The sequence below is a fragment of the Bacillus sp. FF-1 genome (assembly GCF_028548245.1).
Lineage (GTDB): Bacteria > Bacillota > Bacilli > Bacillales > Bacillaceae_G > Bacillus_A > Bacillus_A paranthracis.
In genome coordinates this window covers 60,533-85,822 of the sequence record NZ_JAQQGG010000002.1, presented here as the reverse complement: position 1 = coordinate 85,822, position 25,290 = coordinate 60,533, and the positions used below count along the sequence as shown (strand labels likewise).

At 34.0% G+C, this 25,290-nt stretch carries 21 protein-coding genes and 1 pseudogene; 4 read left to right on the top strand and 18 right to left on the bottom strand.

The window, feature by feature from the left end; genetic code table 11:
• Positions 1-4: 4 nt before the first annotated feature.
• The 3 genes from PQF83_RS05815 to PQF83_RS05805 are packed head-to-tail and all read right to left on the bottom strand — an operon-like array spanning position 5 to position 2,657.
• Positions 5-667: a CoA transferase subunit B gene (locus tag PQF83_RS05815; RefSeq protein ID WP_000525280.1), complete on the bottom strand. Its 663-nt coding sequence runs from the start codon at positions 665-667 to the stop codon at positions 5-7.
• Positions 652-1,350 (bottom strand): acetate CoA-transferase subunit alpha, encoded by a 699-nt coding sequence (gene atoD / locus PQF83_RS05810; protein WP_000208119.1) that lies wholly within the window; start codon positions 1,348-1,350, stop codon positions 652-654. The genes PQF83_RS05815 and atoD overlap by 16 nt, the downstream gene beginning before the upstream one ends.
• Positions 1,347-2,657, bottom strand: a complete 1,311-nt coding sequence (locus tag PQF83_RS05805; RefSeq protein ID WP_001205892.1) for an aspartate aminotransferase family protein — start codon at positions 2,655-2,657, stop codon at positions 1,347-1,349. The genes atoD and PQF83_RS05805 overlap by 4 nt, the downstream gene beginning before the upstream one ends.
• Before the next feature lie 987 nt (positions 2,658-3,644).
• On the opposite strand from PQF83_RS05805, the gene PQF83_RS05800 reads away from it, so the two are divergent.
• Positions 3,645-4,394 (top strand): DUF4397 domain-containing protein, encoded by a 750-nt coding sequence (locus PQF83_RS05800; RefSeq protein WP_000081833.1) that lies wholly within the window; start codon positions 3,645-3,647, stop codon positions 4,392-4,394.
• A gap of 33 nt (positions 4,395-4,427) precedes the next feature.
• On the opposite strand, the gene PQF83_RS05795 is transcribed toward PQF83_RS05800, so the two are convergent.
• Complete coding sequence (locus PQF83_RS05795) at positions 4,428-5,546, bottom strand: BA2291 family sporulation histidine kinase (RefSeq protein WP_000451748.1); 1,119 nt, start codon at positions 5,544-5,546, stop codon at positions 4,428-4,430.
• Positions 5,547-5,791: 245 nt separating this feature from the next.
• Between PQF83_RS05795 and PQF83_RS05790 the strand changes: the two genes are divergently transcribed.
• Complete coding sequence (locus PQF83_RS05790) at positions 5,792-6,184, top strand: YueI family protein (protein ID WP_000247572.1); 393 nt, start codon at positions 5,792-5,794, stop codon at positions 6,182-6,184.
• Positions 6,185-6,301: 117 nt separating this feature from the next.
• Here the strand turns inward: PQF83_RS05790 and PQF83_RS05785 are convergent, their stop codons facing one another.
• Both PQF83_RS05785 and PQF83_RS05780 read right to left on the bottom strand, forming a co-directional pair.
• A complete protein-coding gene (locus PQF83_RS05785; RefSeq protein WP_000716475.1) occupies positions 6,302-7,726 on the bottom strand; it encodes an aldehyde dehydrogenase family protein in 1,425 nt (474 codons plus the stop codon).
• 133 nt (positions 7,727-7,859) lie between these two features.
• A complete protein-coding gene (locus PQF83_RS05780; protein ID WP_002163665.1) occupies positions 7,860-9,215 on the bottom strand; it encodes a hemolysin family protein in 1,356 nt (451 codons plus the stop codon).
• Between the two features lie 353 nt (positions 9,216-9,568).
• Between PQF83_RS05780 and racA the strand changes: the two genes are divergently transcribed.
• Entirely contained in the window at positions 9,569-10,111 is a 543-nt protein-coding gene (gene racA, locus PQF83_RS05775; RefSeq protein WP_000456007.1) for a chromosome-anchoring protein RacA, read from the top strand.
• A 96-nt stretch (positions 10,112-10,207) separates the two neighbouring features.
• On the opposite strand, the gene PQF83_RS05770 is transcribed toward racA, so the two are convergent.
• The 12 genes from PQF83_RS05770 to PQF83_RS05715 form a co-directional block, all read right to left on the bottom strand.
• Positions 10,208-10,804 carry a hypothetical protein gene (locus tag PQF83_RS05770; RefSeq protein WP_000487805.1) on the bottom strand — a complete coding sequence of 199 codons (597 nt, stop codon included), beginning with the start codon at positions 10,802-10,804 and terminating at the stop codon, positions 10,208-10,210.
• A gap of 275 nt (positions 10,805-11,079) precedes the next feature.
• Complete coding sequence (locus PQF83_RS05765) at positions 11,080-12,930, bottom strand: hypothetical protein (RefSeq protein WP_001178635.1); 1,851 nt, start codon at positions 12,928-12,930, stop codon at positions 11,080-11,082.
• Complete coding sequence (locus tag PQF83_RS05760; protein ID WP_000766180.1) at positions 12,920-14,740, bottom strand: AAA family ATPase; 1,821 nt, start codon at positions 14,738-14,740, stop codon at positions 12,920-12,922. Before PQF83_RS05760 ends, PQF83_RS05765 begins: the two co-directional genes overlap by 11 nt.
• Before the next feature lie 106 nt (positions 14,741-14,846).
• Positions 14,847-15,107, bottom strand: a complete 261-nt coding sequence (locus tag PQF83_RS05755) for a hypothetical protein (protein WP_000398576.1) — start codon at positions 15,105-15,107, stop codon at positions 14,847-14,849.
• 76 nt (positions 15,108-15,183) lie between these two features.
• A complete protein-coding gene (gene arcD / locus PQF83_RS05750; protein WP_000129462.1) occupies positions 15,184-16,611 on the bottom strand; it encodes an arginine-ornithine antiporter in 1,428 nt (475 codons plus the stop codon).
• Positions 16,612-16,823: 212 nt separating this feature from the next.
• Positions 16,824-18,335, bottom strand: coding sequence for an ABC transporter permease/substrate-binding protein (locus PQF83_RS05745; protein WP_000129131.1), 1,512 nt, complete (start codon positions 18,333-18,335; stop codon positions 16,824-16,826).
• A gap of 3 nt (positions 18,336-18,338) precedes the next feature.
• Positions 18,339-19,286: an ABC transporter ATP-binding protein gene (locus tag PQF83_RS05740; protein WP_000614093.1), complete on the bottom strand. Its 948-nt coding sequence runs from the start codon at positions 19,284-19,286 to the stop codon at positions 18,339-18,341.
• Between the two features lie 102 nt (positions 19,287-19,388).
• Entirely contained in the window at positions 19,389-19,946 is a 558-nt protein-coding gene (locus PQF83_RS05735) for a YdcF family protein (protein ID WP_001045793.1), read from the bottom strand.
• A 63-nt stretch (positions 19,947-20,009) separates the two neighbouring features.
• A complete protein-coding gene (locus PQF83_RS05730; RefSeq protein WP_000097178.1) occupies positions 20,010-21,239 on the bottom strand; it encodes an MFS transporter in 1,230 nt (409 codons plus the stop codon).
• Position 21,240: 1 nt separating this feature from the next.
• Positions 21,241-21,777 carry an NADPH-dependent FMN reductase gene (locus PQF83_RS05725; RefSeq protein WP_000780354.1) on the bottom strand — a complete coding sequence of 179 codons (537 nt, stop codon included), beginning with the start codon at positions 21,775-21,777 and terminating at the stop codon, positions 21,241-21,243.
• Positions 21,778-21,921: 144 nt separating this feature from the next.
• A complete protein-coding gene (locus PQF83_RS05720; protein ID WP_000420435.1) occupies positions 21,922-23,076 on the bottom strand; it encodes a hypothetical protein in 1,155 nt (384 codons plus the stop codon).
• A gap of 34 nt (positions 23,077-23,110) precedes the next feature.
• Complete coding sequence (locus PQF83_RS05715) at positions 23,111-24,331, bottom strand: tetratricopeptide repeat-containing glycosyltransferase (protein ID WP_000526212.1); 1,221 nt, start codon at positions 24,329-24,331, stop codon at positions 23,111-23,113.
• 139 nt (positions 24,332-24,470) lie between these two features.
• Here PQF83_RS05715 and PQF83_RS05710 point away from each other — a divergent pair.
• Positions 24,471-25,234: pseudogene (locus PQF83_RS05710) on the top strand (DUF2711 family protein).
• Positions 25,235-25,290 lie beyond the last annotated feature (56 nt).

The following is a 25,290-nucleotide window of genomic DNA, read 5'->3' as shown; positions in this document are numbered from 1 at the left end:
CCCCTCATTCAATTACTAGTAAGTTAGAGCCAATTTTAAAATCCGCTTCTGTATGTTGTTTTATATCTTCCACTGTGTATGGGCTCATCAATTCTTGTAAAATAAGTCCATCCTGCGTTACTTCCATTACTGCCATATCCGTAATAATTAAATCTACGCATTTTTTTGAAGTTAATGGTAATGTACACTCCGAAACAATTTTTGCATTTCCGTATTTATCGACATGATTCATCACAACAACGACCCGCTTCGCTTTTTGAGCTAAATCCATTGCTCCTCCAATACCTGGAACACGTTTTCCTGGAACAATCCAGTTTGCTAAATCACCATTCTCGCTTACTTGTAATGAACCAAGAATCGTTATATCTAGTAAACCTTTTCGAATCATCCCAAACGCTGTGCAACTATCAAAATAACTTGCTCCTGTAATAAGAGAAGTTGGCAAACCTGCTGCGTTACATAAATTTTCGTCTTCATTTCCTTTGCTTGGCGTAGGTCCCATACCTACAATTCCATTTTCTGCATGAAACATAACGTTTATATCGTCAGGCAAATGATTCGGTACAAGCGATGGTATACCAATTCCTAAATTTACAATCATACCATTTTGTATTTCTTTCGCTGCACGTCTAGCAATCTTATCTCTCACTTCTACGCCCATACCCATTTCCAATTCACTCCTTCCGACGGTACGATATAATTTACAAATACTCCTGGGACAACAATTTCTTCTGGATCTAAACTTCCCAGTGGAACGATTTCTTCTGCTTCTACAATCGTTATATCCCCGGCCATAGCAACGTGAGGGTTCATGTTACGAGCGCTCTTATCAAACACAAGGTTGCCGAACGGATCTGCCTTTTTCGCATATACAATCGCAACCTCAGCAGTTAATGCTGTTTCAACTAAATATGTTTTACCATTCATTTCAACAGTACGTTTTCCCTCTTCTACAATCGTATCAACACCTACATCAACTAATACGCCACCAAGTCCTACACCACCAGCGCGAATACGCTCTGCTAATGTTCCTTGAGGAGAAAACTCAATTTGTAACCTTCCTTCGTTTAGCTGTCTTCCTGCATTTGGATTTGATCCAATATGAGAAGTAATTAATGATTTTACTCTTTCATTCGTAACGAGACGACCGATTCCTACATCAGGAAATCCTGTATCATTTCCAATTAAATTTAAATTTGTAACTCCTTTTTCTAAAATGGCCTGTATTAAAGATGGAGGGGAGCCAATCCCCCCAAATCCCCCAAACATTAATGTCATATCATCGTGGAATAAAGAAATTACCTCCTCTATCTCTTTTAATTTACTGAATGTATTCGTAATAGTTGTCATGCGATACTATGCCCTCCTTTTTGCATCATTTCTTCAACACTTTTTGCAAAAATTGAAAGTAATTCATCTAACTCGGAATATGTAGTTGTCATTGGCGGTGCTACAAGCAGTGCGCTATCTTCTTTTCCTGCTTGCCCTGAAACAGCTTGGTATAAAAGAAGACCATTTTTAGCTGCAACCGAAATAAGTTCCGACGCTTTTGTAAACGGTTGCAATTCTACTCCAATCAGCAATCCTTTTCCACGCACATCAGCAATGATTGTCGATTGTTGCTGAACTTTCTGTAATCCTTTTATTAAATAATCTCCCTTTTCCGCTGTTTTTTCAGGTAGATTATGTTTCTCCATATATTCAATAACAGCTAGAGCTGTTGCTGCAGATAATGGATTTGCACTTAACGTATGTCCACTCATAACAGAACGCGATCCTCGTAAAATTGGCTCCATAACACGGTCACTTACAACCGTCGCTGCCATCGGTGTGTATCCAGCTCCTAAACCTTTACCAAGGGTCATAATATCCGGTTCTACACCCCAATGCTCCATCGCAAACCATGCACCAGTACGCCCAAGCCCAGTCATTACTTCATCAGCAATAAATAAAATATCGTAATGACTACAAATGTCTTTAATAACTTTATAATATTCTTTCGGCGGAACGACTGCACCTCCAGCTGCTCCAATAATCGGTTCAGCAATAAAAGCCGCAATATGTTCTGCTCCAATCCTTTCAATTGATCTTTCTAGTTCAGTCGCACAAGCAAGCTGACAAGTTGGATATACCTTTTGTACCGGACATCTAAAACAATATGGAGCTGGAATAGTTGGATAATCTTCTAAAATTGACACGAAACGTTGTCTACGCAGTGGATGCCCAGACATTGATAAGGCTCCCATCGTAATACCGTGATAACTCATCCATCGTGACAAAATTTTATGTTTCCCTTGAATACCTCGCTCTTGAAAATGTTGAATTGCAATTTTCATAGCTGTTTCATTTGCTTCCGTACCACTATTCACAAAAAAGCTCCAGTTCAAATCTCCTACACTTAAATCGCTTAATTTCTTCGCTAATTTTTCAGCTGGTTCACTCGTAAACTGTGATCTATAAACGAAAGCAATCTCCTCTGCTTGCTTTTTGATAACGTCCGCAATCTCCTTTACGCCATGCCCAATACCTGCCGTAATTGCCCCTGACGAGCCATCAAAATATTTATTTCCGTTTTGATCATACAAATACACACCTTTTCCATGTGAAATCATTGGATACGGCTGACCAACAAGTGGTTTAATTAAGTAATCGCGCATAGCGCTCCCCCATTTCTCCAATTTGTATATATATATGAAGAAAATTGACGTTTCTTTCATAAAAAAGAACCCTCTGCGAAAGCAGTGAATTTATCAAAAAACTATTATAAAATATACAAATGAGTGCTAAATATCATTTTAAAAACAGAAAATTCAGAACTTAAATTAAAGACCAACCCTTATCTATACGCTCAAATAACCCTCCCTTATATAAAATTAACGCTTCACTAAATGTTTTTCTAACATAATGTCAGCTTCCCTCAAATGCCGACATTGTGTAAACTTCGACGAAACTCCCTTTAAACTCCTTCCTGTTCTCCTACTTTATATTGCATATTTTTAAACAAAACTCGACAATTAATCCTACTAAATGCATAGCAATTATTTTAAAGAAATCAATATTTCACATACAACTCCATCCGTTTTATACAATAAAAAAAGAACCGATTAACCACATTAATCAGTTCGGCACGACGCTCTTTTATCAGTTAATACCGTCACTTGCTAACATAAATAGAAACAATAGTATTACAAAATCACGATTCATCCTACAGTATAAAGCACAAAACCGTCCATAACTCCATTCACAATTCCTTGCGGGATATCCCCATCCCAGGTTTCATTCCTTTCCTTAATTTCAAACTACCTTTCCTTTATAATTTATGTAGGACAATTATTACTTTGTATGTGTATTTGCCCATAATTAAAAAAATCCCTAGTTTCCTAAGGGTTTCAGGACATGGTTTCGACATGTCACGTGTTATGCTCTCAAATTTTTCATTTCGAAATACACACTTCCTCTGCCAATATGGATGATATATTTTTGTATCCTCTAGAAAATTATAACTTTCGTTCACCTAAACTTATCTTATCCTTAAAAAATACTTATTATTAATTTTCAACCTTTCTCCTTTAAAAAACAATTTTTTCGCATAACCTCATTCTTGCTAAGCATATAGTTTTAATGATGACAAAGGAGGAATGTTTATGTCTCAACCTGAAATCGAAAAATATGGACAAGAAGCTGCACGTTACGAACAGCTCGCTCGTTACTATCAATTTCATAATCCAAAAAAATATGTAGAACTATATATGAAATATTATGATGCGCTTACGAATCTTGTACAGGCATACGAAAAAAGAAATTCACAAGAAGCTGCTTTACCATCGCACATAAGATTTTTTCACTCTGCTTCAAATACACCTGCCGTTGACATTTTAGTAAACGGGCAAAAGGTAATTAAAAATATTTCATTTAAACAATTTAGTCCTTATTTAACATTAGTACAAGGTAAGTACCGAATAGATATCGTTCCTGTTGGAAATGAAACGCCCATCTTTTCAGCTTTAGTACCAATAATGGGAAATCACACTTATACTTTTGCCGCAATAAATAGTGATAATCATCTACAATTACAACCTATGCTTGATAATACTCATTTACCAGCAGGCCAGGCAAAAATACGCTTTGCACACTTTTCTCCTGATACCCCTGTTGTAAATGTAAGTTTAAAAGCTGGCGATCATTTATTTGAAAATGTACTCTTTAAACAAATAACAGATTTTTTAGAAGTTAGCCCTGGTACAGCGGATATAGAAGTTTCACTCGCAGATCATCAAAGTGTCTTACTAACTATACCGGATTTCAAAGTCGAACCGAACATTATTTATACAATTTCAATTTTAGGTTATTCAACGAAAGATCCTAAATTAGTAGCCGTTATACTTACGAATTAAAACAGTCTACACCATTCATTTGGTGTAGACTGTTTATTTTTGAAATGCAATTTGAAATTCTGTCCAATCATTATCTGAACGACACATGATGGACCCATTATGCTTTTCTACAATTTGTTTACATACAAATAACCCAATACCAGTTCCTAACTTTTTAGTAGTTACAAATGGTTCAAAAATCGTTTCTACATTTTCAGCTGGAATCATTGGCCCGTTATTTTTTATTACAATCCGAATCGATTGATCTTCTTCAAATACATCAATGATAATTTTTCGTTCTTCTTTCATTGATTCAAGAGCGTCAATTGAGTTCATTAATATATTTAAAAATACTTGTCTCACTTCACTCCGATAACCAGTAAGCGGAATTGGGTATGGCAAATTCTTTTCAATAGAAACATTTGCATTGACCAAACTTGGATATAAGAACTGTATAATGTCTTGAAACAAATCATTTAGCCAAAACCGTTCAGATTCAGTCCACATTTCTTTTTTCGATACGAGTAAAAATTGCGAAATGCGAAAATTTAATTGGTCTAATTCATGAGAAATAATATCTAAATACGATAAACTAGGATGGTCTGCCTTTAATAATTTGACAAACCCCATAATGGAAGTAAGCGGATTACGAAATTCATGTACAAAACTAGCTGACATTTGCCCTAAAATTGTCAGCCTTTCTTTATGTGTTTCGTTAATATATTGCTGTTTTTCCTCTAAATTTCTTGATATAATTTCCGAGTATTTTAAAACAGTGTAATAAATTAATTTGTCAAAACAAGTATGTATTTGGGCCATAATTGGTTTCAATTCACGTGCACTAACATCTAATTCACACATCGCTTCGAAAAGCTCATTTCTTCCTACATTTGCATTATAAACAAAATCACCTATATTCGCATCTGCTCCTGCACGCTCAATAGCAATTTTCTCGCATAATGGCTGAAGATAATTTATATCTTTTTCTTCCATAGTAAGTTCAATAATAAACTCTAATAAATCCTCTCCATTTTGAACTGCTTCTAGTCTAAATGGATCTTTATCGGAAATTATCATTTTGTTTTTCCAGTTCTCAACGAATTGGTGCCTGTTGTTTTTCAAGTGCGAACAAAATACTTCTTTAATATCCTTATCGATTGGAAAAACCTCCATTCCTCCATTTCCATGCGACGAACACCCTTTATATTTTGAATATTAACACAAAAAACATGATTCGTTAATAGATTATTGTCACATTTTGTTAATATGTGTTGATAAAATTTTTATAACTTTATTAATTGTTTAGATTGTTACATTCCATTTTCCTTCCTTTCATTCAAATTTTTTATATTCGATGCGACTTTTTTTGCATCCTGCTTCATTCTTTCGTACAATAGAAAAGGAAAGGTGTGAAAAATATGGTAAATAAAAATGTGGAAGATTATCTCCAAGAAGGCATTTACGGCCAAAAGCAAAACAAACCAGAAGAACGTAATATGTATTTAACTACATTACGTGAGCGTGTAGAAATCGCTTTAACTATCGGTCAAGTAATGCAAAGTAATGTATATTCTGAAGTAGCTAGTAGCATGCGCTCTTCTCAATCATTACAAATATTCCTAAATGGTGGCATTGCTTACCCACATTTATCAAAATACATTAAATTAGCGAACGAAAAAAATGTTCCTTTTACAATTGTTCAAAATAAAGGTACAGAAACACCAATCGGTTTAGTATTATCTCATAGCACTGCTGTCGACAAAGAACAAATTTATGTAGAAGATGCTATTTTCAAACAAGAAATGAAGTAAAAGGTACACTTGATTAAATGAAATCATTCTAAGAAACGTCAAATAAACAAAAAAAACGAGTATGGAATCGTAAACATTTCCTACTCGTTTTTTTTCGATGTTTAAGTTCTAGTTCCTTTATTTTTTAATACACACTAATTTCATTTCTGTCATTTCTTCGATTGCATATTTAATTCCTTCACGCCCCGTACCACTTTCTTTCACACCCCCGTAAGGCATATGGTCTACTCTGAACGTTGGAATATCATTTATCATGACACCACCAACTTCAAGCTCATCAATTGCACGCATAGCTTTAAACAAATTATTTGTAAATACACCTGCCTGCAGACCGTAACGTGAATGATTTACTTGCTCTATAGCCTCATCAAATTCTTTAAATGTATTTACTGTCATAAGTGGACCGAACACTTCTTGGCACTGTACAGATACATGCTCTGGAACATTCGTTAATACAGTTGGTTCAAAAATCCTTTCATCACGTTTGTTACCACCATACAAAACGTTCGCTCCTTCTTTAACTGCTTCTTGCACCCAGTTATCGATACGCTCGACATCTTTTTTCGAAATTAAAGCTGATACATCCGTTTCCTCAAGCAACGGATCACCAACAACAACTGTTTCCATCGCTTTCTGTAACTTAGATAAAAATTCATCCAGTCTCTCTTCATGTACAAAAACGCGTTGTACCGAAATACAAACTTGTCCATTATTAACAAATGCTCCCCATTTTACTCGTTCAATTAATTCATCTGTTAATTCAACATCTTCATCAATAATAACAGCGGCATTCGATCCTAGTTCTAACGTAACTCGCTTTAACCCAGCCTTTGCCTTAATTCCAAGTCCAACTTTCGGACTTCCCGTAAAAGTAATGGAAGCAACATCATCATTTGTAACTATTGCTTCGCCTACAGTTGAACCAGGACCAGAAACAATATTTAAAGCCCCTTTTGGCAATCCTGCTTCTTCAAATAGTTCAACTAATGCATAAGATGATAGAGGCGTTTGATCAGCTGGTTTTAATACAACTGTATTTCCAGCAGCAATTGCGGGGCCCACTTTATGTGCCACTAAATTTAATGGAAAATTAAATGGTGTAATAGCTCCTATAACCCCAATCGGTTTTCGTATTGTGTATGCAATACGCCCATCTGCACCAGGTGCCGCATCAAGTGGCAGTGTCTCACCGTATATACGCTTCGCTTCTTCAGCTGCAAATTTGTATGTCTGAACGGTACGATCTACTTCCCCCCTTGCAGCACGTATTGGTTTTGCAGCCTCTTTTGCAATAATTTCTGCAAATTCTTCTCTTCTTTCATCCATTTTTTGTGCGACTTTCTCTAAAATAGTCGCTCGATCATATGCAGATAATGTATTCATTTCTTTCATTGCATTTTTTGCGGCAGTAACAGCCTCTTTTACATCTACTTCCGTTCCTTGTGCAATTTCCGCTAATGTTTCTTCAGAGTATGGTGCGTATAATGGTTTATACGTGTTTACAGACTTCCAATCTCCATTTATATATAAATGCTTTTTCATAATTCTTCCCCTTTCAAATATATGTATACAACAATACTTCACCTAGTGAAAGGTCTGACTTATTTCATTGTAACATAGCCCTTATTCTGCCAAAAACATTATGCTCAAAAAAAACTCTGCCATCTAGCAGAGTCTACGAACTAATTTGTTCTTGTAATGAAATTTGTTTTTCATCTTCTAAAATAACAATTGATTCTACAGTTTTTGTAACTTCTAGTCTCTTTATATAGTGTCCATCTAATTCTTTTACGCAAAACTTATAATTTTCGATTTCAATGAAATCCTCTTCGGCAATTTCTATATTCTTCGTTAAAATCCATCCACCTATTGTGTCAACACCATTATCATCAATCGTTAAACCTAATAACGTATTTACTTCACTAACAAGTACTTTTCCCTCTAGTATTGTTTTCGTTTCACTAACTTGTTGAATTTCTGGCTGTTCATCTGTATCAAACTCATCTTGAATATCTCCAACTATTTCTTCTAAAATGTCTTCAACAGTAACAAGTCCAGACGTACCACCATATTCATCTATCAATATAGCAATATGTGTTCTTTCTTTTTGCATTTTTAAAAATAAGTCGTGTATTGGGATAGAGTCGATAACTAAAATAATCGGCCTAATATATTGCTCTACTTTCTTATTACTAACCGCATTATGCTGCACAAAATCTGTGAAAATATCTTTAAAATTCACAAAGCCTATTACGTGATCTTTGTCGCCATCAACAACTGGATATCTCGTATATTTTTCCCGAGACATTTTTTGCAACGCTTCTTCAGCAGGCATTTCTTTACTTATAATATGCATCTCAGTTCGGGGTACCATTATCTCTTTTGCTATACGATCATCAAATTCAAAGATTTTATTTACATATTTATATTCAGACTGATTAATCTCTCCATTTTTGTAACTTTCTGAAACTAATAACCGTAATTCTTCTTCTGAATGAACTTCATCGTGCCCTTTCGGTGGTTTCAGCCCTAGCAACTTCGTAATTATTCGGGCTGATCCATTTAATAGCCAAATAAATGGAAACGCCATACGATAAAAGAAAGTTAACGGTTTAGCAACAAATAAACTCACCTGTTCAGCTTTTTGAATCGCAAATGTTTTTGGAGCCAATTCCCCTATTACAACATGCAAAAATGTAATAAACAAAAACACTAAAATTACAGCAAAAATATCTGCTAGTTGAGTAGAAATGTTCAAATTCACAAAAAATGTGTCAAACATTTGCTTTAACGCAGGTTTACCGAACCACCCAATTCCCAGTGCTGTAACTGTTATTCCTAGCTGACAAGCAGATAAATATTCGTCTAAGTTTGTAATGACTGTTTTGACAGATGTTGCGCGATTATTTCCTTCTGCAATTAAATAGTCAATTCTTGAACTTCGCACTTTAACAATTGCAAATTCTGCTGCAACAAAAAATGCCGTTAAGGCAATTAAAACAATCACTATACTTATACTATATATGTCCAAATACTTTTCCTTACTTACATTGTAAGCAAGGAAGCCACCTCCTACTTAATTTTATTCAAGTGAAGTAAGCATTCTAATACTCTAACAAAATTCTACATTAGCAACCACCTTTTTATATATTATATGCATACATAAAAAAGATATTTATCATTATGATAATCTAATTCATTTCCCTCAGTCAAATGATTCTAAATTTCAAGATAAAAACTTTTATATTCACGATATATTCTTCCTAGCTTCATTTCGTGAAAAAACACTTTCTTTGCCGATTCCACACTTCTTTTGTCACACTGGAAGGGAACTTACTTCATAGATCGAAATCATTCAACAGGATATATATAGGAGGGATTATTTTGGAATATAAAACACCATTTATCGCAAAAAAATTAGGTGTTAGCCCAAAGGCTGTTGTACGGATTGCACAACAATTAAATCTTACTATAGAAAAAAATAAATATGGTCACTTTATTTTTACACAAGATGATTTAGACCAAATGTTAGAATACCATCTTTCACAAATAGAGAAGTCCCAAAACACTCACCCTACTCAAAAAACATCATCAAATGATGTTGAAGAATTGAAAACTCAAGTAAATACAATTGTTCAAAACATATCATCACATGATTTTGAGCAATTAACCGCTCAATTAAACACAATTACGAGAAGACTAGATCGAATGGAAGAACAAATGCAAGATAAGGCAAATGATGTTGTTACGTACCAACTTTTACAACATCGCCGTGAAATGGAGGAAATGTTAGAGCGAATTCAAAAACTAGAAGCTACCCTCAAGAAAGAAGAACCAATCTATATTACTCCCGATACAAAGCCAATATATGAACGTGAAAAGAAACCGAAGCGCCGTAAAATGATTTTTAGTATATTTGGATTATAATTTTTTAGACCCTTATTAAAATAATAAGGGTCTTTTTCATGAAGAATAATTTCATTTTAAAATCGCATTCTCTTTATTATACATATTCATTTCGTTTTATTTGGTTAACATAATATTCTTACTGTATTCTGCGATTAATGCCTGTGCATGGGCATTTCCTTGAATTACATCTCGAAATTCTTTTAAAGAATACAAATGCGTAGCCCCTTTTCGGGCATGAATTCGTACTGGTACACCTTGTAAAGTATCATGAAATTGAAATGGCTTATCTATCGGTTCAATTGGGAAACCGAGTGTTAATAAATACATATACATTCTTTTTGTAACCGCTGCGATATACCATTCTGCTTTTGTTTCTAATGCATGCATAAATAAAATAGCTGTTAGTCTTTTGAAGTGTCCTCTCCCACGAGACGTTTTCGCAATACTTAACTTGCCTATTTCATATACATTTTGCAAATCTTTCACTAAATCATTTTTAGAAAACGGATAGAAAAACTCAGAATTTGATTGTTCTGGTACCGTATACTTCATACATTCTACTGTACCGATATGATGTTCATCTTCTATTAATAAAAATCGTGATGGATTTAAATTACGTTCTACGAACATTAAGTTTCTTTCTTCACAAAAATCTCCCCATAGTTGCTCGAACCAAAAATGTTCTTCCTTTGTTTGAACACGCTGGAACATATTTCCCCGCCTTTCCCATCGCCGCTCTGTTTTTGATAACGCTTTCACTATCTATCATATAAGAACAAATCTTCGTATGCAACTAAAAATATTTATGACTTATTATATTCTGCAAAACGAATTAAATTCCATCATAATCATCTCTTATCCCTCATGTACCATCCTTCTCACAATATATTTATATTACTTGCAAATTCATATCGTATGAAGCCGTCTCCCCTACTGCATATAATTCTTCTTAATCTAAAGAAATCCTTTATAAAAAAGGATTTCTTTTACTTCTTCATGCTTTTTAACCACTTCTCAAAAATTTGTACCATTCCATGTTTTCCAGCTAATTTCTCTTCCCCTTGCTTTGTTTTATATGGATATAATTGTAAGAAAATACCACAACCAGACTCAATTTTTTTACTATGCATATGACTTCCTGGATATACACAAATGACTTCATAAATGGCCCTTCGATGATAGACTCGCTTTCCATCCTGTTCTTCTACAAATTTTATAGACCAGTACTTATACATTTGCTCAGTTGCTTTCGTATTCCCAACGTGCTGAAAAATATTGTACATTGGGCTATACTTCACTTCAATAATAATAGAAGATTGATAGACGTATTTCTCTTCCCCCTTTACATAACAGTCTAAGCGAATATCTGGCTTCTTCGTATCTTCTCCATTATAAAAATTACTCCCTTTACTTAATGCAATAAGAGGATGTGTTTCAATTAAATCATTAAATGCGACATGGACTTTCATATCATCTCGATGTAAAACTACTGTCGTTCCATCTTGTAATCCATCTACATAAAAATGTTCTTGTATTTGTTCACGAATGGAATTTCTAGCTTCAAAACCAATCTGCTCTAACATGGAAATAACGATAAAAAAAGCGTAATATTCATACACTAAAAAAGTTGGTTTATAAACAAATAATAAAGATGGAGATTGATCTGTATATTGTGGGAGTAAATCTAAATGCTGTAGTAATTGTTGATGTGGTATCGGTAAATTATGTGCGTTCATTCTACCCGTTTCAGAAACTTCTCTCCAAAATGGAGAATGCATTAAAGTTTGAAAGTATTGTACACTATCATGTACGAAATGTGCTAAAATTTTATATTCTTGTATCTTCATAGAACTTTTTCGTAAATCCGCCTCTTTTAGTAAATGTATATTTTTATATTTTTGTTTCTCTCTATCGGTCACTGATCCATTACGCTCAATTGTTTGTATAATCGTTTTTACAGCTTGAAATTCTTCTGATTTCTTCTTTTTTTCTCTTTCTAATATTTCAATTGTTTGACGCAAAAAACTTTCGGCTTCAAGTAAATAAAAATAAAATTGCATCGCTTTAAATTTAAGAAATGCATTTTCTATACTATTTTTTTGTTCGATAAACTTACGATTATAATATTTTGCGTACGGTTTTCTTTCCGCCACTACCGCTCCTTTCCTCGTTACTTTCCGCTCCTTTTCTTCCCATTTATATTCATGTATAAATTTTGAACTCGATTCTATTTTCTTAAAAATTTGCTTTATCTTTTTCATTTTTTGCGGCAACTTTCTAAGTAACACTAGATAAGAAGAATCTTCAATATCGCTAAGTGCAGAGAAAGTCTTTTTATAATAACCTCTATCTAAAATCAACTCATTTAAAATTGACTTCACATAGTTTTGAATCATTTCAAATTGATCATCAAAAAAATTTTTTGGAACGACTTGAAAAGCGCCATAATACGTTCGATTTTCTATATTCACCTCAAAATGATATAAACCACAACGCCATGGATAAAAGAATTCCGTTTTTCCATGTTCATATATTAATACCTTTTGTTTTTTTTCATTTATTTCATATTTTGTCTCTTTTATATTTTTCTGTCCCTCATAGACTTTATTCCATATAAAAGTAATATTCATTGGATTTTCATAATGGTATTGCAATCTAATTGGTTTTAATTCTTGCACTTTATAAATACATTGAACTAATGCTGTTGCAGAGGTACAAAGACGATTTAATAAAATATATTCTCCTTTTGACTCCGTTCCAATAATTAACTTTAATACAAAAGGAAGCGTTTCTTTCGTATCAACGATTTCTGTTTCGTATCGCCCATCATTTTGCATAACCATACAACTCCAGTTCTCTACGCTTTTCTCTTATATATGCTAAAGAGTGTTCAAATGTAGATACTCTGTTTGCAAGTGGAGATTGCAAAAGAGGTACTAATGTTGCCCCCCTTTTTACTTCCTCTGAAAGTAAAGACCCAACCATCATTTCAGTCCCTCTTATTTTCGTAAATACACGTTGCTTTATTTGTAAATCAAATCCTTCCTCTCTACTAATCATATAAGAATGATTATTTTGGAACGGTATATTTTGCAAATAAGTAGCAATTGCATTTGCACATCGAAAAGAAATTCCCTTTGACGTATCGTGTGATGACAATACACCATGTAACTTATCTAATAGCTCTAACTCTTCTTCAGAAAACACCTCAATCATCGTTTTATTCCTGACCCAATTTATGCGAAATTCTCCTGCAGTTACTTTCAGAGGTGGTTGTAATACAACTTTCTCTTGCTCCATACACATCTCACAAAACGGAATCTTTCGTAAAGTTATTACATTCGTCCGATCTAATAATCGATCTGAGAGCTCCTTCGTTGTTTCATCAAAATTCACAGTACCAACAAATATAATATTTTCTCCAATTTCAATTGTTGGCGGAATTGAATTTTCTTTTTCTTGCACACCTTCATATAAATTTAAAATACGATTTTGTTTTTCAAGTTGAAGAACAGATAGAAATGGAGTAAACCAATGCTCAATATGTGACATATTCATTTCATCAAAAACGATTATATACAGCTGATTTTGATTTTCTTTTGCCTTCATTAACGCCCTAACTAATTTTGTTTCACTTTCAATAAAAGTACCATTTGGATGAAGGTAACCAAGTAAATCATGTGGTTCTTGATATGATGGTGAAATCGGGATCCAAACCAATTCTTCCCCGTATTGTAATCCAAGTGCTTCTGCATAAGCTTGCACAAAACGGGATTTTCCAGCACCTGGTATCCCCCCCAGAATCGTCAACATATTTGTTTTTGTACTTATATGAAAGTTATAAATATCTGTTTCATCCAAATATAGCCCTTTATTACGTATAAAACTTTTCACATACTGTAAAAAGACGGATTCACGCTCATCCCATTCCCATTCATCCTTTTGCACTTTTATTTCCTCTACCTCTACAAGCTTACCTTCTTCAGTTATTCGTTTTTTTAATTGCTCATACACATGATTGCTTACAAAATATAATTGATCTTCTACCGCTATTTCTACATACTTCATCCAGTCATTAAGTTCTATATACTTACATTCCCGCTGCTGTTCAAAATATGCGATTGAACTAATTGACGATGATTTTAAAGATATATTTCCATATAACCTTCCCTCATGCCACAATAACTCAGGGGGCTCAAAGTCTTTCGGATATTTTGGCATTAGAAATGACAAATAACCATTACTAAGTTTTCTTTCTAAAGACTCTCCCTTTTTATAATCGGAAACTTTAGGTACTGGAATCATTTTATAACCGTTTGCTATTTCTCGCGCTTCTTCTGTACAAATTAACTCCACGTATATATGTCCTCTTTCATAATAGAGACGAAACATAATCAATTGCTTTTCTAGTTTTCTTTTCTTTAATTCCGAAAAGACTTTTTCATTCTTTTTATTGCTACATAAACCTTCAAATACATATGGTTCATTTTTCAATTGCTCTTGCAATGTGAATGGTATTGGCGATAGGCATTGTACAAAGAAATTCTCTCCACTCTTCTCACTCTCTGCTTTTGTAAACTTCCCAATAAACCTCATATAGTACATTCGTTTTATAAAACTTGGCTGAAGAGCTTTATGTAATTTCACCTTCGTCACCTTCTTTTTTTCATACTATTCTTAGTGTATGAAAGAAACGCAAAACTAGAAACAAAAAACCTGACGTTATCCGCCAGGTTCAAAATGAAATCGTATATTAATGAGATGGAAATGCGTTTTTCTCTTGTAAGATGGCATTATGAGCAATTTTCATTTTAGCAAGTACATATCGTAAACGATCTTCAGCGTTTTCATCTTTATGTTGCTGTAATTCCGCCAAATTCTCTACCGCACTCGCTAAATTTTCAATCACTCCTCGCAGTTCAGGATGATGATTAAAAAAAGATTCTTGCACTAACACTTTCCTTACTTCACTCGCTAAATCAACAATTCTGTTCAACTGTTCTTTTCCTTCCATTTTCATCCCTCCTGAATATCTTATGTATTAAATATTCTATAGACAAAGAAAAAAGCCCTTTAAATGAAAAGGACTTTTACATTTTTATATTTCCAGTCAATAACATATAAAGAGATGTAACAGCTGCTACGACAATTGCCCACATTACATATCTCTCTATACGAGTAAAACAACGATTTCCTTTTTCTTTTCTTGCGTACACATAAACAATGATCCCAATTCCGTATACGATTGAAACGAGTAATAAATTCTTCAAACCAGCTGCATAAATAAGCCATATAGAGTAAAGTGAAGCAATTAAAGCTAGCGAACCATTTTTCACTTTTGCATCTTTTAGTTCATTTGTAATCACTAATTTGAATTGGAATAACGCTGATAATAAATATGGTACTAAAATTGATGTTGACGCTATGAAATACATAATTTGATATGTTGACTCTGAAAACAGAACGATTATAAATATAACTTGGGCAACGCCATTTGAGATCCATAATGCCATATGCGGTGTTTGTTTTTTATTTGTTTTCGTAAAGACTTTCGGAAACACGCCATCTTTTCCTGCTACATGGGAAATTTCAGAAACAAGTAAAAACCAACCTATTAATGTACCTACAAGTGAAGCAACTAACCCGATGTTAATCGCTACTGCGCCCCACGTCCCAACAACATGTTCTAATACATGTCCCATTGACGGCGTTTCTAAAACAGAAAGTTCTCCTCTTGTCATCGCTCCCATTGACAAGACAGAAATTAAAATATAAATAGACATTACTAAAATAAGTCCTAATACTGTCGCTTTACCGACGTCTCGACTATTTTTCGCTCTTCCAGATAATACTACCGCTCCTTCAACCCCGATGAAAACCCAAAGAGTTACAAGCATTGTATTCTTCACTTGACCAAGTATAGAGGAAACTGAAATAGTTCCTTCTCCCCAAAAATCATGTGTAAATGTATCCCAGCGAAACGCTGTTACCATTACAACAATAAATAATACGATTGGTACCAATTTCCCTATTGTTGCAATCACATTCATAATAGATGCTTCACGAATGCCAAATAAAATTAGAAAATGAAGTGTCCATAATAAAAGTGATGCTCCTACGATAGACGCAACACTATTTCCACCTTTAAAAATGGGGAAGAAATAACCTAATGTACTAAACAGTAACATGATTGTTGCAACGTTTCCTAAAATTCCTGCTAACCAGTATCCCCAAGCACTGTTAAATCCGATATATTCACCGAAACCAGCACGTGCATAACTATAAATCCCGCCCTCAAGCTCTGGTTTCTTTCTTGCTAACGTTTGATATACGAGCGCGAGTGGAATCATTCCCATCGCTGTAATACACCAGCCAATTATGATAGAGCCGCTATTTGCTCCTACTGCTAAATCATGCGGTAAACTAAAAACACCGCCACCAACCATTGTTCCGACTACTAATGCAATTAATGGAAAAAATCCTAACTTCTTTTCTATTTGTACCACCCCATCTGTCATTCTAGGTGTTATGTTCGTTCAACTATTAAAGTCACCTTTTTCTCTAATAGACGCTTCTCTTATATTTTTTCAGGAAAACATTACTTATTCTAAAAGAAAATGAAGAAAAATGGAATACTTTTTTGAAAAAATGTATAAGTATGCACAAAAAACCGTTCATTTTATAATGAACGGTCATTTCATACATATGAATTTGTATATTTTTTGTAAATTTAACGAAGTAAATTCTCTTTTTGTAAAAATTGTTTTGCGACTTCTTCACTACTTTTACCATTCACATTTACTTCATAATTCATTTTTCGCATTTCTTCATCTGTAATTTTTCCAGATAATTTATTTAATACTTTTTCAAGTTCAGGATATTTTTGTAATGTCTCTTTTCTTAATAACGGTGCACCTTGATATGGTGGGAATAACCCTTTATCATCTTTTAACACTTTAAGTCCGTACTGTTCCAATTCACTATCTGTTGAATATGCATCGATTACGTTAACATCTCCAGATTCAATTGCGCTATAACGCAGCTTCGGCTCCATCGTTTTAACATTCGAGAACTTATAGTTATATAATTTTTGCATTCCTTTATAACCATCTTCACGATCAGCAAATTCTAATGTGAACCCTACTTTAGCATCCTGTGCAATATTTCCTAAATCAGAAATTGTACTTATATTCTTTTGATCTGCTATTTTTTTCGGCATAGCTAGTGCATATGTATTGTTATACTCCATTGGTTTCAACATAACCATACTATATTTCTTTTCCATTCCAACGCGAGCCTGCTCATATACTTCATCCCGATTTGTACTTTTTGGCTCTTCTTTCACGAATGTAGATAAAGCTGTTCCCGAAAACTCAGGGTATATATCTACTTCCCCTGATTTCAACGCTTCGAATACAAATGATGTTTTTCCAAGACCTGGTTTTAATTGTACATGTAAATCGGTATCTTGTTCAATAAGCTGCTTATACATTTGAATTAAAATTTCAGGTTCTGATCCAAGTTTGCCCGCAATAACAATATCTTTCTTTTCGGTATTCCAAAGAAATGGAGAAGCAACCATTATACAAACAATACATATCGTCAATATAACACGCTTAGACGAACGTTTTGGACTCTCAAGCACCCGAAGTACTACATCAAAGAATAAAGCAAGTAACGCGGCTGGTACGGCCCCTAAAATGATAAGCGCATGATCATTCCGATCGATACCAAGCAATATGAGTTTACCAAGCCCACCAGCACCTATAAGAGCTGCTAATGTAGCCGTTCCAACAATTAATACCATTGCCGTACGAATACCGGCCATAATAATTGGTAACGCAAGAGGAAGCTCTACCTTCCACAGTCTTCTCCAGCTATTCATCCCCATAGCTTTCGCTGCTTCAATTAAAGATTCATCTAACTCCCGTATTCCTGTATATGTATTGCGTAAAATAGGTAATAGTGCATACACAACTAATGCGATAATCGCTGGAAGTTTTCCGATTCCTACTAACGGAATTAATAGTCCGAGCAATGCAAGTGATGGCACTGTCTGCATTACTGCAGAAGTTCCTATTATAAATTCAGCCATTCGCTCTTTTCTCGTTAATAAAATGCCAAGCGGTACCGCAATAATTACTGCAAAAAATAATGAAATAAGCGATATTTGTAAATGCTCACTTAATGCAGTTAGTAATTCTATTTTTCGTTCTTGGAACGTCTGTATAAAATCAGTCACTGTTTAGCCTCTTTCCTTCATTTGTTCAACGATATAATTGACAATATGACGACTTGTTAAAGCTCCAACATATCGACCATTTTCTTCAACTGGAACGACTTCATCAGCTCGCAGGCGAACTAATGCTTCTTGTAAAGAAGAATGTAATGATAGTGCCTCCCCTTCTATCCGCATACTTTCATCATGTGGCAATACATCTTCAATACTTTTCCCCTCATACCAAGGTCTTCCACGATTTCCAATGAATTCTTCTACAAATTCATTTTTCGGGTTATGTATAATTCCTTCTGGCGTATCTAATTGAACAACTTTTCCTTCTTTCATAACACAAATGCGATCTCCAAGTGATAATGCTTCTTGCATATCATGTGTTACGAATACAATTGTTTTTTGAATCTTCTTTTGCAATTGTACGATATCCTTCTGAAGCTGTTCTCTACTTAATGGATCTAGCGCACTAAATGGTTCATCCATAAGAACGATTTTCGGGTTTGCGGCTAATGCCCGCACGACACCTACACGTTGTTTTTGTCCTCCTGATAATTCATCAGGCATGCGATCGCGATATACGTCTGGATCTAGCCCGACCATCTGGAGCAACTCATCGACACGAGCTTTTATTTTTTCTTTGCTCCACTTTCTCATTTCAGGAACAACTGCAACATTTTCAGCAATTGTCATATGAGGGAACAAAGCGATTTGCTGCAACACGTACCCTATATCCCATCGTAATTCATTAATATTGTATTCTTGAATATCTTTTCCATCGATTAAAATTGAGCCTTCTGTCGTTTCAATTAAACGATTAATCATTTTCATTGTCGTTGTTTTCCCGCAACCACTCGGACCAATGAGAACAAAAAATTCTCCCTTTTTAATTTCTAAATGCAATGAATCCACTGCTTTTGTGCCATCTTCATATGATTTTGACACTTGATTAAACTGAATCACAAATACAACTCCTTTATCGTTGTTTCCTTTATTTTGATGGAATATGGAATTCATTTCAAATGATACGCATTATTCAACAAAAAAAGAGCTCACATTTGAGCTCTAACGGTCTAACAATATTGTTTTCATTATAGCGGCGTATTCACGCACATACATTTTTCTCTTAGAGCGCATTGGCGTTTCAGCAGCTAGTGCCTCCATCCTCATGCCTAAACGCTTTGCAATTATTTTCGTTCTATATAAATGATACGTATTGCTTACAACTACCGCATGTTTCACATCATATAAATCTATACTAAACTTTAAATTCTCATACGTATTTGTAGATTGATCTTCTATTAAAATACGACTCTCATCTATACCATGTACCATTAAATAGTTCCTCATACTATGAGCTTCCGGTATATCTTCATCTTCTCCTTGACCACCTGAAACAATTACTTTCGCTTCAGGATGAGAAACTAAATATTCCAATGCTACATCCAAACGGTTTTGAAGAGATAAAGACGGTCTATCTCCAAATAACTTTGCACCTAATATAAGAACGTACGGAGAGTGATGGCTCAGCTTTTCACGAGCAACTTTCTTCATTCGAAAGGTCATATAAAGAATGTATAGTGGTGGTAATAATAAGATTATAAGTAATATCCATTTGTTCATATATATGTTTGCACTCCCTTTCTTTTTATTATATAAAAAAAGATTGGAAGGCAGAAGTGTTTTTTAAACGATTGATTTATTAAAAACTTTCGTCCCTACTTTACGTTGTGAATATACATAATAAAGAGCAATTCCTAATGATAGAATCAATATACAGCTAAGTACGTAAAACGGGAGCATTACCCCAGCTTTAGATACACCAGCTGTAAACAGCATTAATAATACAATTCTTATTCCTGTACCAATTAATCGAAATAAGCTGTCAACACGTCCCATTACTTCGTTTGGGATTTCCTCCATCATCAATACATTTCTCGCCACTCTTGTCCCCGCATTTCCAATCGCATGAAAAATCGCTAGTCCATATAACAACATTACGGAAGGTTCAATAATCATTGCGGTAATTGAAATTACATAAATGCACATCGTCATAACGATTGAAACTTCTGTTTTGACATATTTCATTATGAGTGGAATACAGATTCCTGCAACAACAGCTCCAACACCGTACATCATTCCCTCTATCGCGTATACAGAGGCATTAGCTTTAAGTATATCCGAAATATAAACTGGTATTAAATAATTTGCCATCATGACACCTATAAACGGCATATAAGTAGCAAGTAAGAACCAAAAGAGCTTAGGACGTTTTTTCATAAAGTGAATTCCTTCGAACAATTGCTTCTTAAATGTTATTTTCTTTTTAATCTCTTTTTTCTTGACATACGGTATACATAAAAACAGCAAAAATGCTCCTACAAAAGTTAACATATCTACTAACAATATCCACTTCAAAGACACAACTTCAATTAGAAAGCTCGCGGCTGCTCCTGAAATAACTTGTGTTAACTGTCCTTGTATTTCCATCGTTCCACTTAAACTTTTATAATGTTCTGCTTGAAAAATTTCTTGGTTGAACGCAAAAATTGTAGGATAAAATAATAGATAGTAAAAAGAGCCCGCTATATAAATAAGAATATAATGAATAGAATGATAGGATTGCCCAGCAAATCCCCATATAACCATTATTCCGATTACGGCTATCCCAATACCTTCATTACATAATAATAAAGATTTTCTTGAAAAACGATCAATACTTTGCCCGATAAACGGAGTTAACAAAAACATAATCAGTGTTGAGATGATGGAAACATAACCAAACGTTGTCTCTCCTCCACTCTCTTTAATTAACAACCATGGAATCGTTATCATTACAATACCGGAACCAATAGCTGATAGACTATTGGCCCCTAGAATGAAATACAAGCGTGAATCTTTATAAAGAGATGACATATCACTCAACTCCTAGTTGCTTTTTCACCTCTTTATATACGCTCATATATGCTTTCAATTCTTTAACTACATCATGAATTAATGGTTTTGCATCTTCCCCAAGTTCACCATCTTGCACATGTAATCCATCAAGAACAACTTGTTTTGGAATTGCATTTGCATAAACACCTCTAGCGACCGTTCGCATGCTGTTTAATGCATTTATTCCACCTTTACCGCCACCAGCAACCGCTAACAACGCAACTGGTTTATGAATAAATTCATTACTACTTAAGTAATCTAAAGAGTTTTTCAGCGCACCGCTCATCGCATTATGATATTCTGGTGTACATAATACAACCCCATCCGCAGCTTTCACTAACGTTTTTAATTTTTTCACTGCCTCTAAATCACGTTGTGACTCTTCTCCATTGTATAAAGGTAACTCCTCAATTGCTAAATCATATAATTCCCCTTCAAATTGATCCGCAATATATTTTGCCACCACGCGAGTTCTACCAAATTTTCTTGGTGTACCGTTAATAACAACTAGTTTCATGATTATTTCTCCCCTTTGTTTTCAATTTCTACTTATATATTATCAGAAATTTCTACACAAAACACAATATAAAGAGTTAACTTGTTTCATAAAATAGTATGATAAACAAAAAAGAACTCATACTTTCGTATGAGTTTCGTACAATTACTTTGTTTCATCTCTCATGCTCAATGTACCTAAACTTTCATTTGCTTTAAAATGGTTATATGCTTTTTCCGCTAATCTTTTCCGTTCTTCTGATAATTCTATATATTTCATTACGTTTTCAATTATTTTTTCATACGGAGTAAATACAATACCCGGCCAATCTATTTCGTCCTCTGGGTTGCTATTTTCCGAAATAATAAATTTCTTATTTGCCACTGCATAAGAAACTCGAGGAGTTTCAAGAATACCAGATAAGTAAAAGTGGATATTTAATATAATTTTAGACCTGGCAATTAACTCATTTCTAACAATTCCCCATGCATTATTTTTAAAAACAATATTTAAATTCGGGGCAACGACTTTTAATTGATCCAATATAGCTTGCCGCCTTGGGTTAAGAGCACCTATAAACAGTATATCAATGTCTTCAATTAATTCTTCATCAAATGCATCTTTTTTTATTTCTAAAGTTGGTGCATAGTTCATGCCTACATGTTTTATTTCTTTTCCTACTCCTCTTTGTTTTAACCATTCTATATTTTGTTTACTATAATCCCAAATTTCCTTATCTTTTAATAACATTAAATAAAGAGGATGCGCATAAGGGCTTCCTTCATATAGCTGTTCTAAATTATAAATAATTGCATTTTTCGGAAGGAGATGTGGGCTATGTGCATATGTATGCGCTCCAAAAACAATTGTATTCCCCACATTTTCGAGTATTGTTTCTGATATGATTGCTGTATTTCCCTCTTGCTCCAATCGCCATTTCAAAGCTCGCGCAACATCTATAAAACTACCATACGTCTTTGGGCATATAAACAAACAATAATCATATTCTTTATTCAAATAAGCTTCCATTAGCCTTAAATTATTCTTATATAAATCTACATCCGGATATTTCAGTAAAAGATCCTTTGCATGTTTTTTTGCTACTTTATATAGTCCAGCATAATAAGCAGCAATGCACCTTCTTAATTCAATTCTTTGCTGATGTTCATCTGATACGTCCATGTTTAACAGAAGATTTGCGATACAATACGCTTTTAAATGATCACGATCATAATAATAATCTAGTAGTGGCAACAATTCTTCATACGTATTTCCATGCACAGATTCTCCTAGTTCTAGCGCCCATCGTATTAATTCCATTATTACTCCACTACTCCTTTAACCGAAATTGTATTTAATAAAATTTCGCATTACTTTCTACCATATTTGCTATATGCAACGGTAACTCATCTTTTTTCGATTCCAAAAATTTTTGTGACACTGCACCTAAATGCTTTTTATGTGGTATATAAAAAGCATTTATAGAAATCTCATAGTCAAATAAGTAATCATACACATGATAATCTACAAATAGAAGATCATTTTTCGGAAAAGGAATTTCCTTCCCTTGCAGGGCATACATCAAAGCAATATTATTTTGAGATTTTAATCGATACATTCTTGCAAGTTGATATAATGGCTCAGCCCTAGTTGGTCTATATTCCCACGCTTTTTGAAAATAAAGAACAGCTAATGCTGTATATTGCTCTTCTTGTTTCTTAGCATTTTCTTTTTCATCCACTTCTGTTACTTCAAGTTGTTTATTTGCTGAACGAGTTGCTAATTGTTCATAACAAAATCCTATTCGCAATAACGAATAAAATACCTCTTCAACCCATCCCCCTGCTTCCACTCGTTTTTTATACCATTTAATCGAATCTTCAAATTGACTTAAATGAAAATACGTTTGGGCTAAATAAAATAAATATCTTATATGCAAATCTGGCGTAGTTTCTGGATCACTCAGCCCTTGTAACAACAGCCTCTCATCTCTTTCAAATTTATCCGCTTTACTCCCACCATCACCAGGGTCATTAACGACAAGCGTCTCCAGTCTAGCTACTCTCGTATTGTAATCCTCTCCAACTTTGGAACGATCTATATCCCAATACTCATGAGTAACACCGACTGATTTCCATGGTAAAGACGCTTTTAAAAGACGTGTAAGCCAATACTTAATATGAATATCATATTGTAATGTAAGATAATGGTCTTCCGTTAAGCTCGTTTTATCGAAATTCGGATCAACCTCTAAAATCATATCCGCATCTAATATTAATAAATAATCTGCTTCTGGGTATGTTTTTTGCGCTAACGAAACAGCTAAGCTTCTGTTATAACCAAAGTTTTTAAACGGCTCATGATGAACCGTCCCAGGTATCTCATTTTCCTTACACCAATTTTCAATAATTTCAGGCGTATGATCAGTTGATCCAGTATCACAAATAGAAACAAAATCTACAATTGATTTCGTAGCATTTAAACATCTTTCCATAATTCTAGATTCGTTTTTAACAATCATACAAAGACATAACTTTTTTTCTTCCCCTACATTCTTCACTTGCTCATTTCCCATTTAACCACCTCATATTTTTTTAACACGCTCTCTCCATATGTAACATCATTTCTTAGCTACACTGATGACATAATCATTCTTTTACTATTTATGAAAACTTCATTTTATTTATTCTTATTTTTATGTTGGGACATATTTCATGCAGCGCTTTATACTTAATACAACCAATACAAAAAACATAATGCGGGAATCCGTACATTTCAAAGTCTAAGAGGAGGTTATATTTTGTTGGATTACATTTGGCTAGATGACAAATCACCAATTTTAGAACAACTACCAAGCACCTTTAAATCTGCAGCTATATTGCTACACCCTTTTGTCCAAATGCCTTTAGAATGGGAAAAGTCTGTGAGAAAAAAACTATATGAGCACATCTATCCTAGCGCTGAAGAAATCATTCATAATGGGAAATCCGTTTCTTGGAAGGAAATGATGTCTTATAGTGGATTACATTCATACGCAGAATTAGCAATGGCCATGTTGACTTCCATTGGTGCTTTTACAGAAGAATATAAAAGAGAGGATTTAGCTGAAAAACTACATTCAAACTTAAAAGAAGATCTTTATTATCCAACAGAAGATTATACGTCTATATTTTTATTACATAAATTACTTAAACTCCTCGGTTCTAAAGGTGCAAAAAATTTATATTTCTCTGAACCAATTCTTGATACAAACGGATTATTAGAAGTAGATAATACTACTCCATTAGATATTTGGGACATTAGCAATAATGAGTTAATTATTACTAGCGAAGACAATGAGTATGCGTTTATGAGTATATTCGATTCCTTTACAACCTTATTATTAGCTAAAGAAGAAAATATAGAATATATTATTCAATCAATGAACGTTGAAGCTGTCATTTGTGACAAAAAAACGATGATTGATTGGTATTTTTAAATTAGTAATTTCTTAAACTATAAAAAAGAAACTTGCGCTTATGCACAAGTTTCTTT

Bases quoted from the DNA above. Each gene is read 5' to 3' on its own strand.
- PQF83_RS05815 (WP_000525280.1), bottom strand. From the start codon at position 667: ATGGGTATGGGCGTAGAAGTGAGAGATAAGATTGCTAGACGTGCAGCG.
- atoD (WP_000208119.1), bottom strand. From the start codon at position 1,350: ATGACAACTATTACGAATACATTCAGTAAATTAAAAGAGATAGAGGAG.
- PQF83_RS05805 (WP_001205892.1), bottom strand. From the start codon at position 2,657: ATGCGCGATTACTTAATTAAACCACTTGTTGGTCAGCCGTATCCAATG.
- PQF83_RS05800 (WP_000081833.1), top strand. From the start codon at position 3,645: ATGTCTCAACCTGAAATCGAAAAATATGGACAAGAAGCTGCACGTTAC.
- PQF83_RS05795 (WP_000451748.1), bottom strand. From the start codon at position 5,546: ATGGAGGTTTTTCCAATCGATAAGGATATTAAAGAAGTATTTTGTTCG.
- PQF83_RS05790 (WP_000247572.1), top strand. From the start codon at position 5,792: ATGGTAAATAAAAATGTGGAAGATTATCTCCAAGAAGGCATTTACGGC.
- PQF83_RS05785 (WP_000716475.1), bottom strand. From the start codon at position 7,726: ATGAAAAAGCATTTATATATAAATGGAGATTGGAAGTCTGTAAACACG.
- PQF83_RS05770 (WP_000487805.1), bottom strand. From the start codon at position 10,804: ATGTTCCAGCGTGTTCAAACAAAGGAAGAACATTTTTGGTTCGAGCAA.
- PQF83_RS05765 (WP_001178635.1), bottom strand. From the start codon at position 12,930: ATGCAAAATGATGGGCGATACGAAACAGAAATCGTTGATACGAAAGAA.
- PQF83_RS05755 (WP_000398576.1), bottom strand. From the start codon at position 15,107: ATGGAAGGAAAAGAACAGTTGAACAGAATTGTTGATTTAGCGAGTGAA.
- arcD (WP_000129462.1), bottom strand. From the start codon at position 16,611: ATGACAGATGGGGTGGTACAAATAGAAAAGAAGTTAGGATTTTTTCCA.
- PQF83_RS05735 (WP_001045793.1), bottom strand. From the start codon at position 19,946: ATGAACAAATGGATATTACTTATAATCTTATTATTACCACCACTATAC.
- PQF83_RS05730 (WP_000097178.1), bottom strand. From the start codon at position 21,239: ATGTCATCTCTTTATAAAGATTCACGCTTGTATTTCATTCTAGGGGCC.
- PQF83_RS05725 (WP_000780354.1), bottom strand. From the start codon at position 21,777: ATGAAACTAGTTGTTATTAACGGTACACCAAGAAAATTTGGTAGAACT.
- PQF83_RS05720 (WP_000420435.1), bottom strand. From the start codon at position 23,076: ATGGAATTAATACGATGGGCGCTAGAACTAGGAGAATCTGTGCATGGA.
- PQF83_RS05715 (WP_000526212.1), bottom strand. From the start codon at position 24,331: ATGGGAAATGAGCAAGTGAAGAATGTAGGGGAAGAAAAAAAGTTATGT.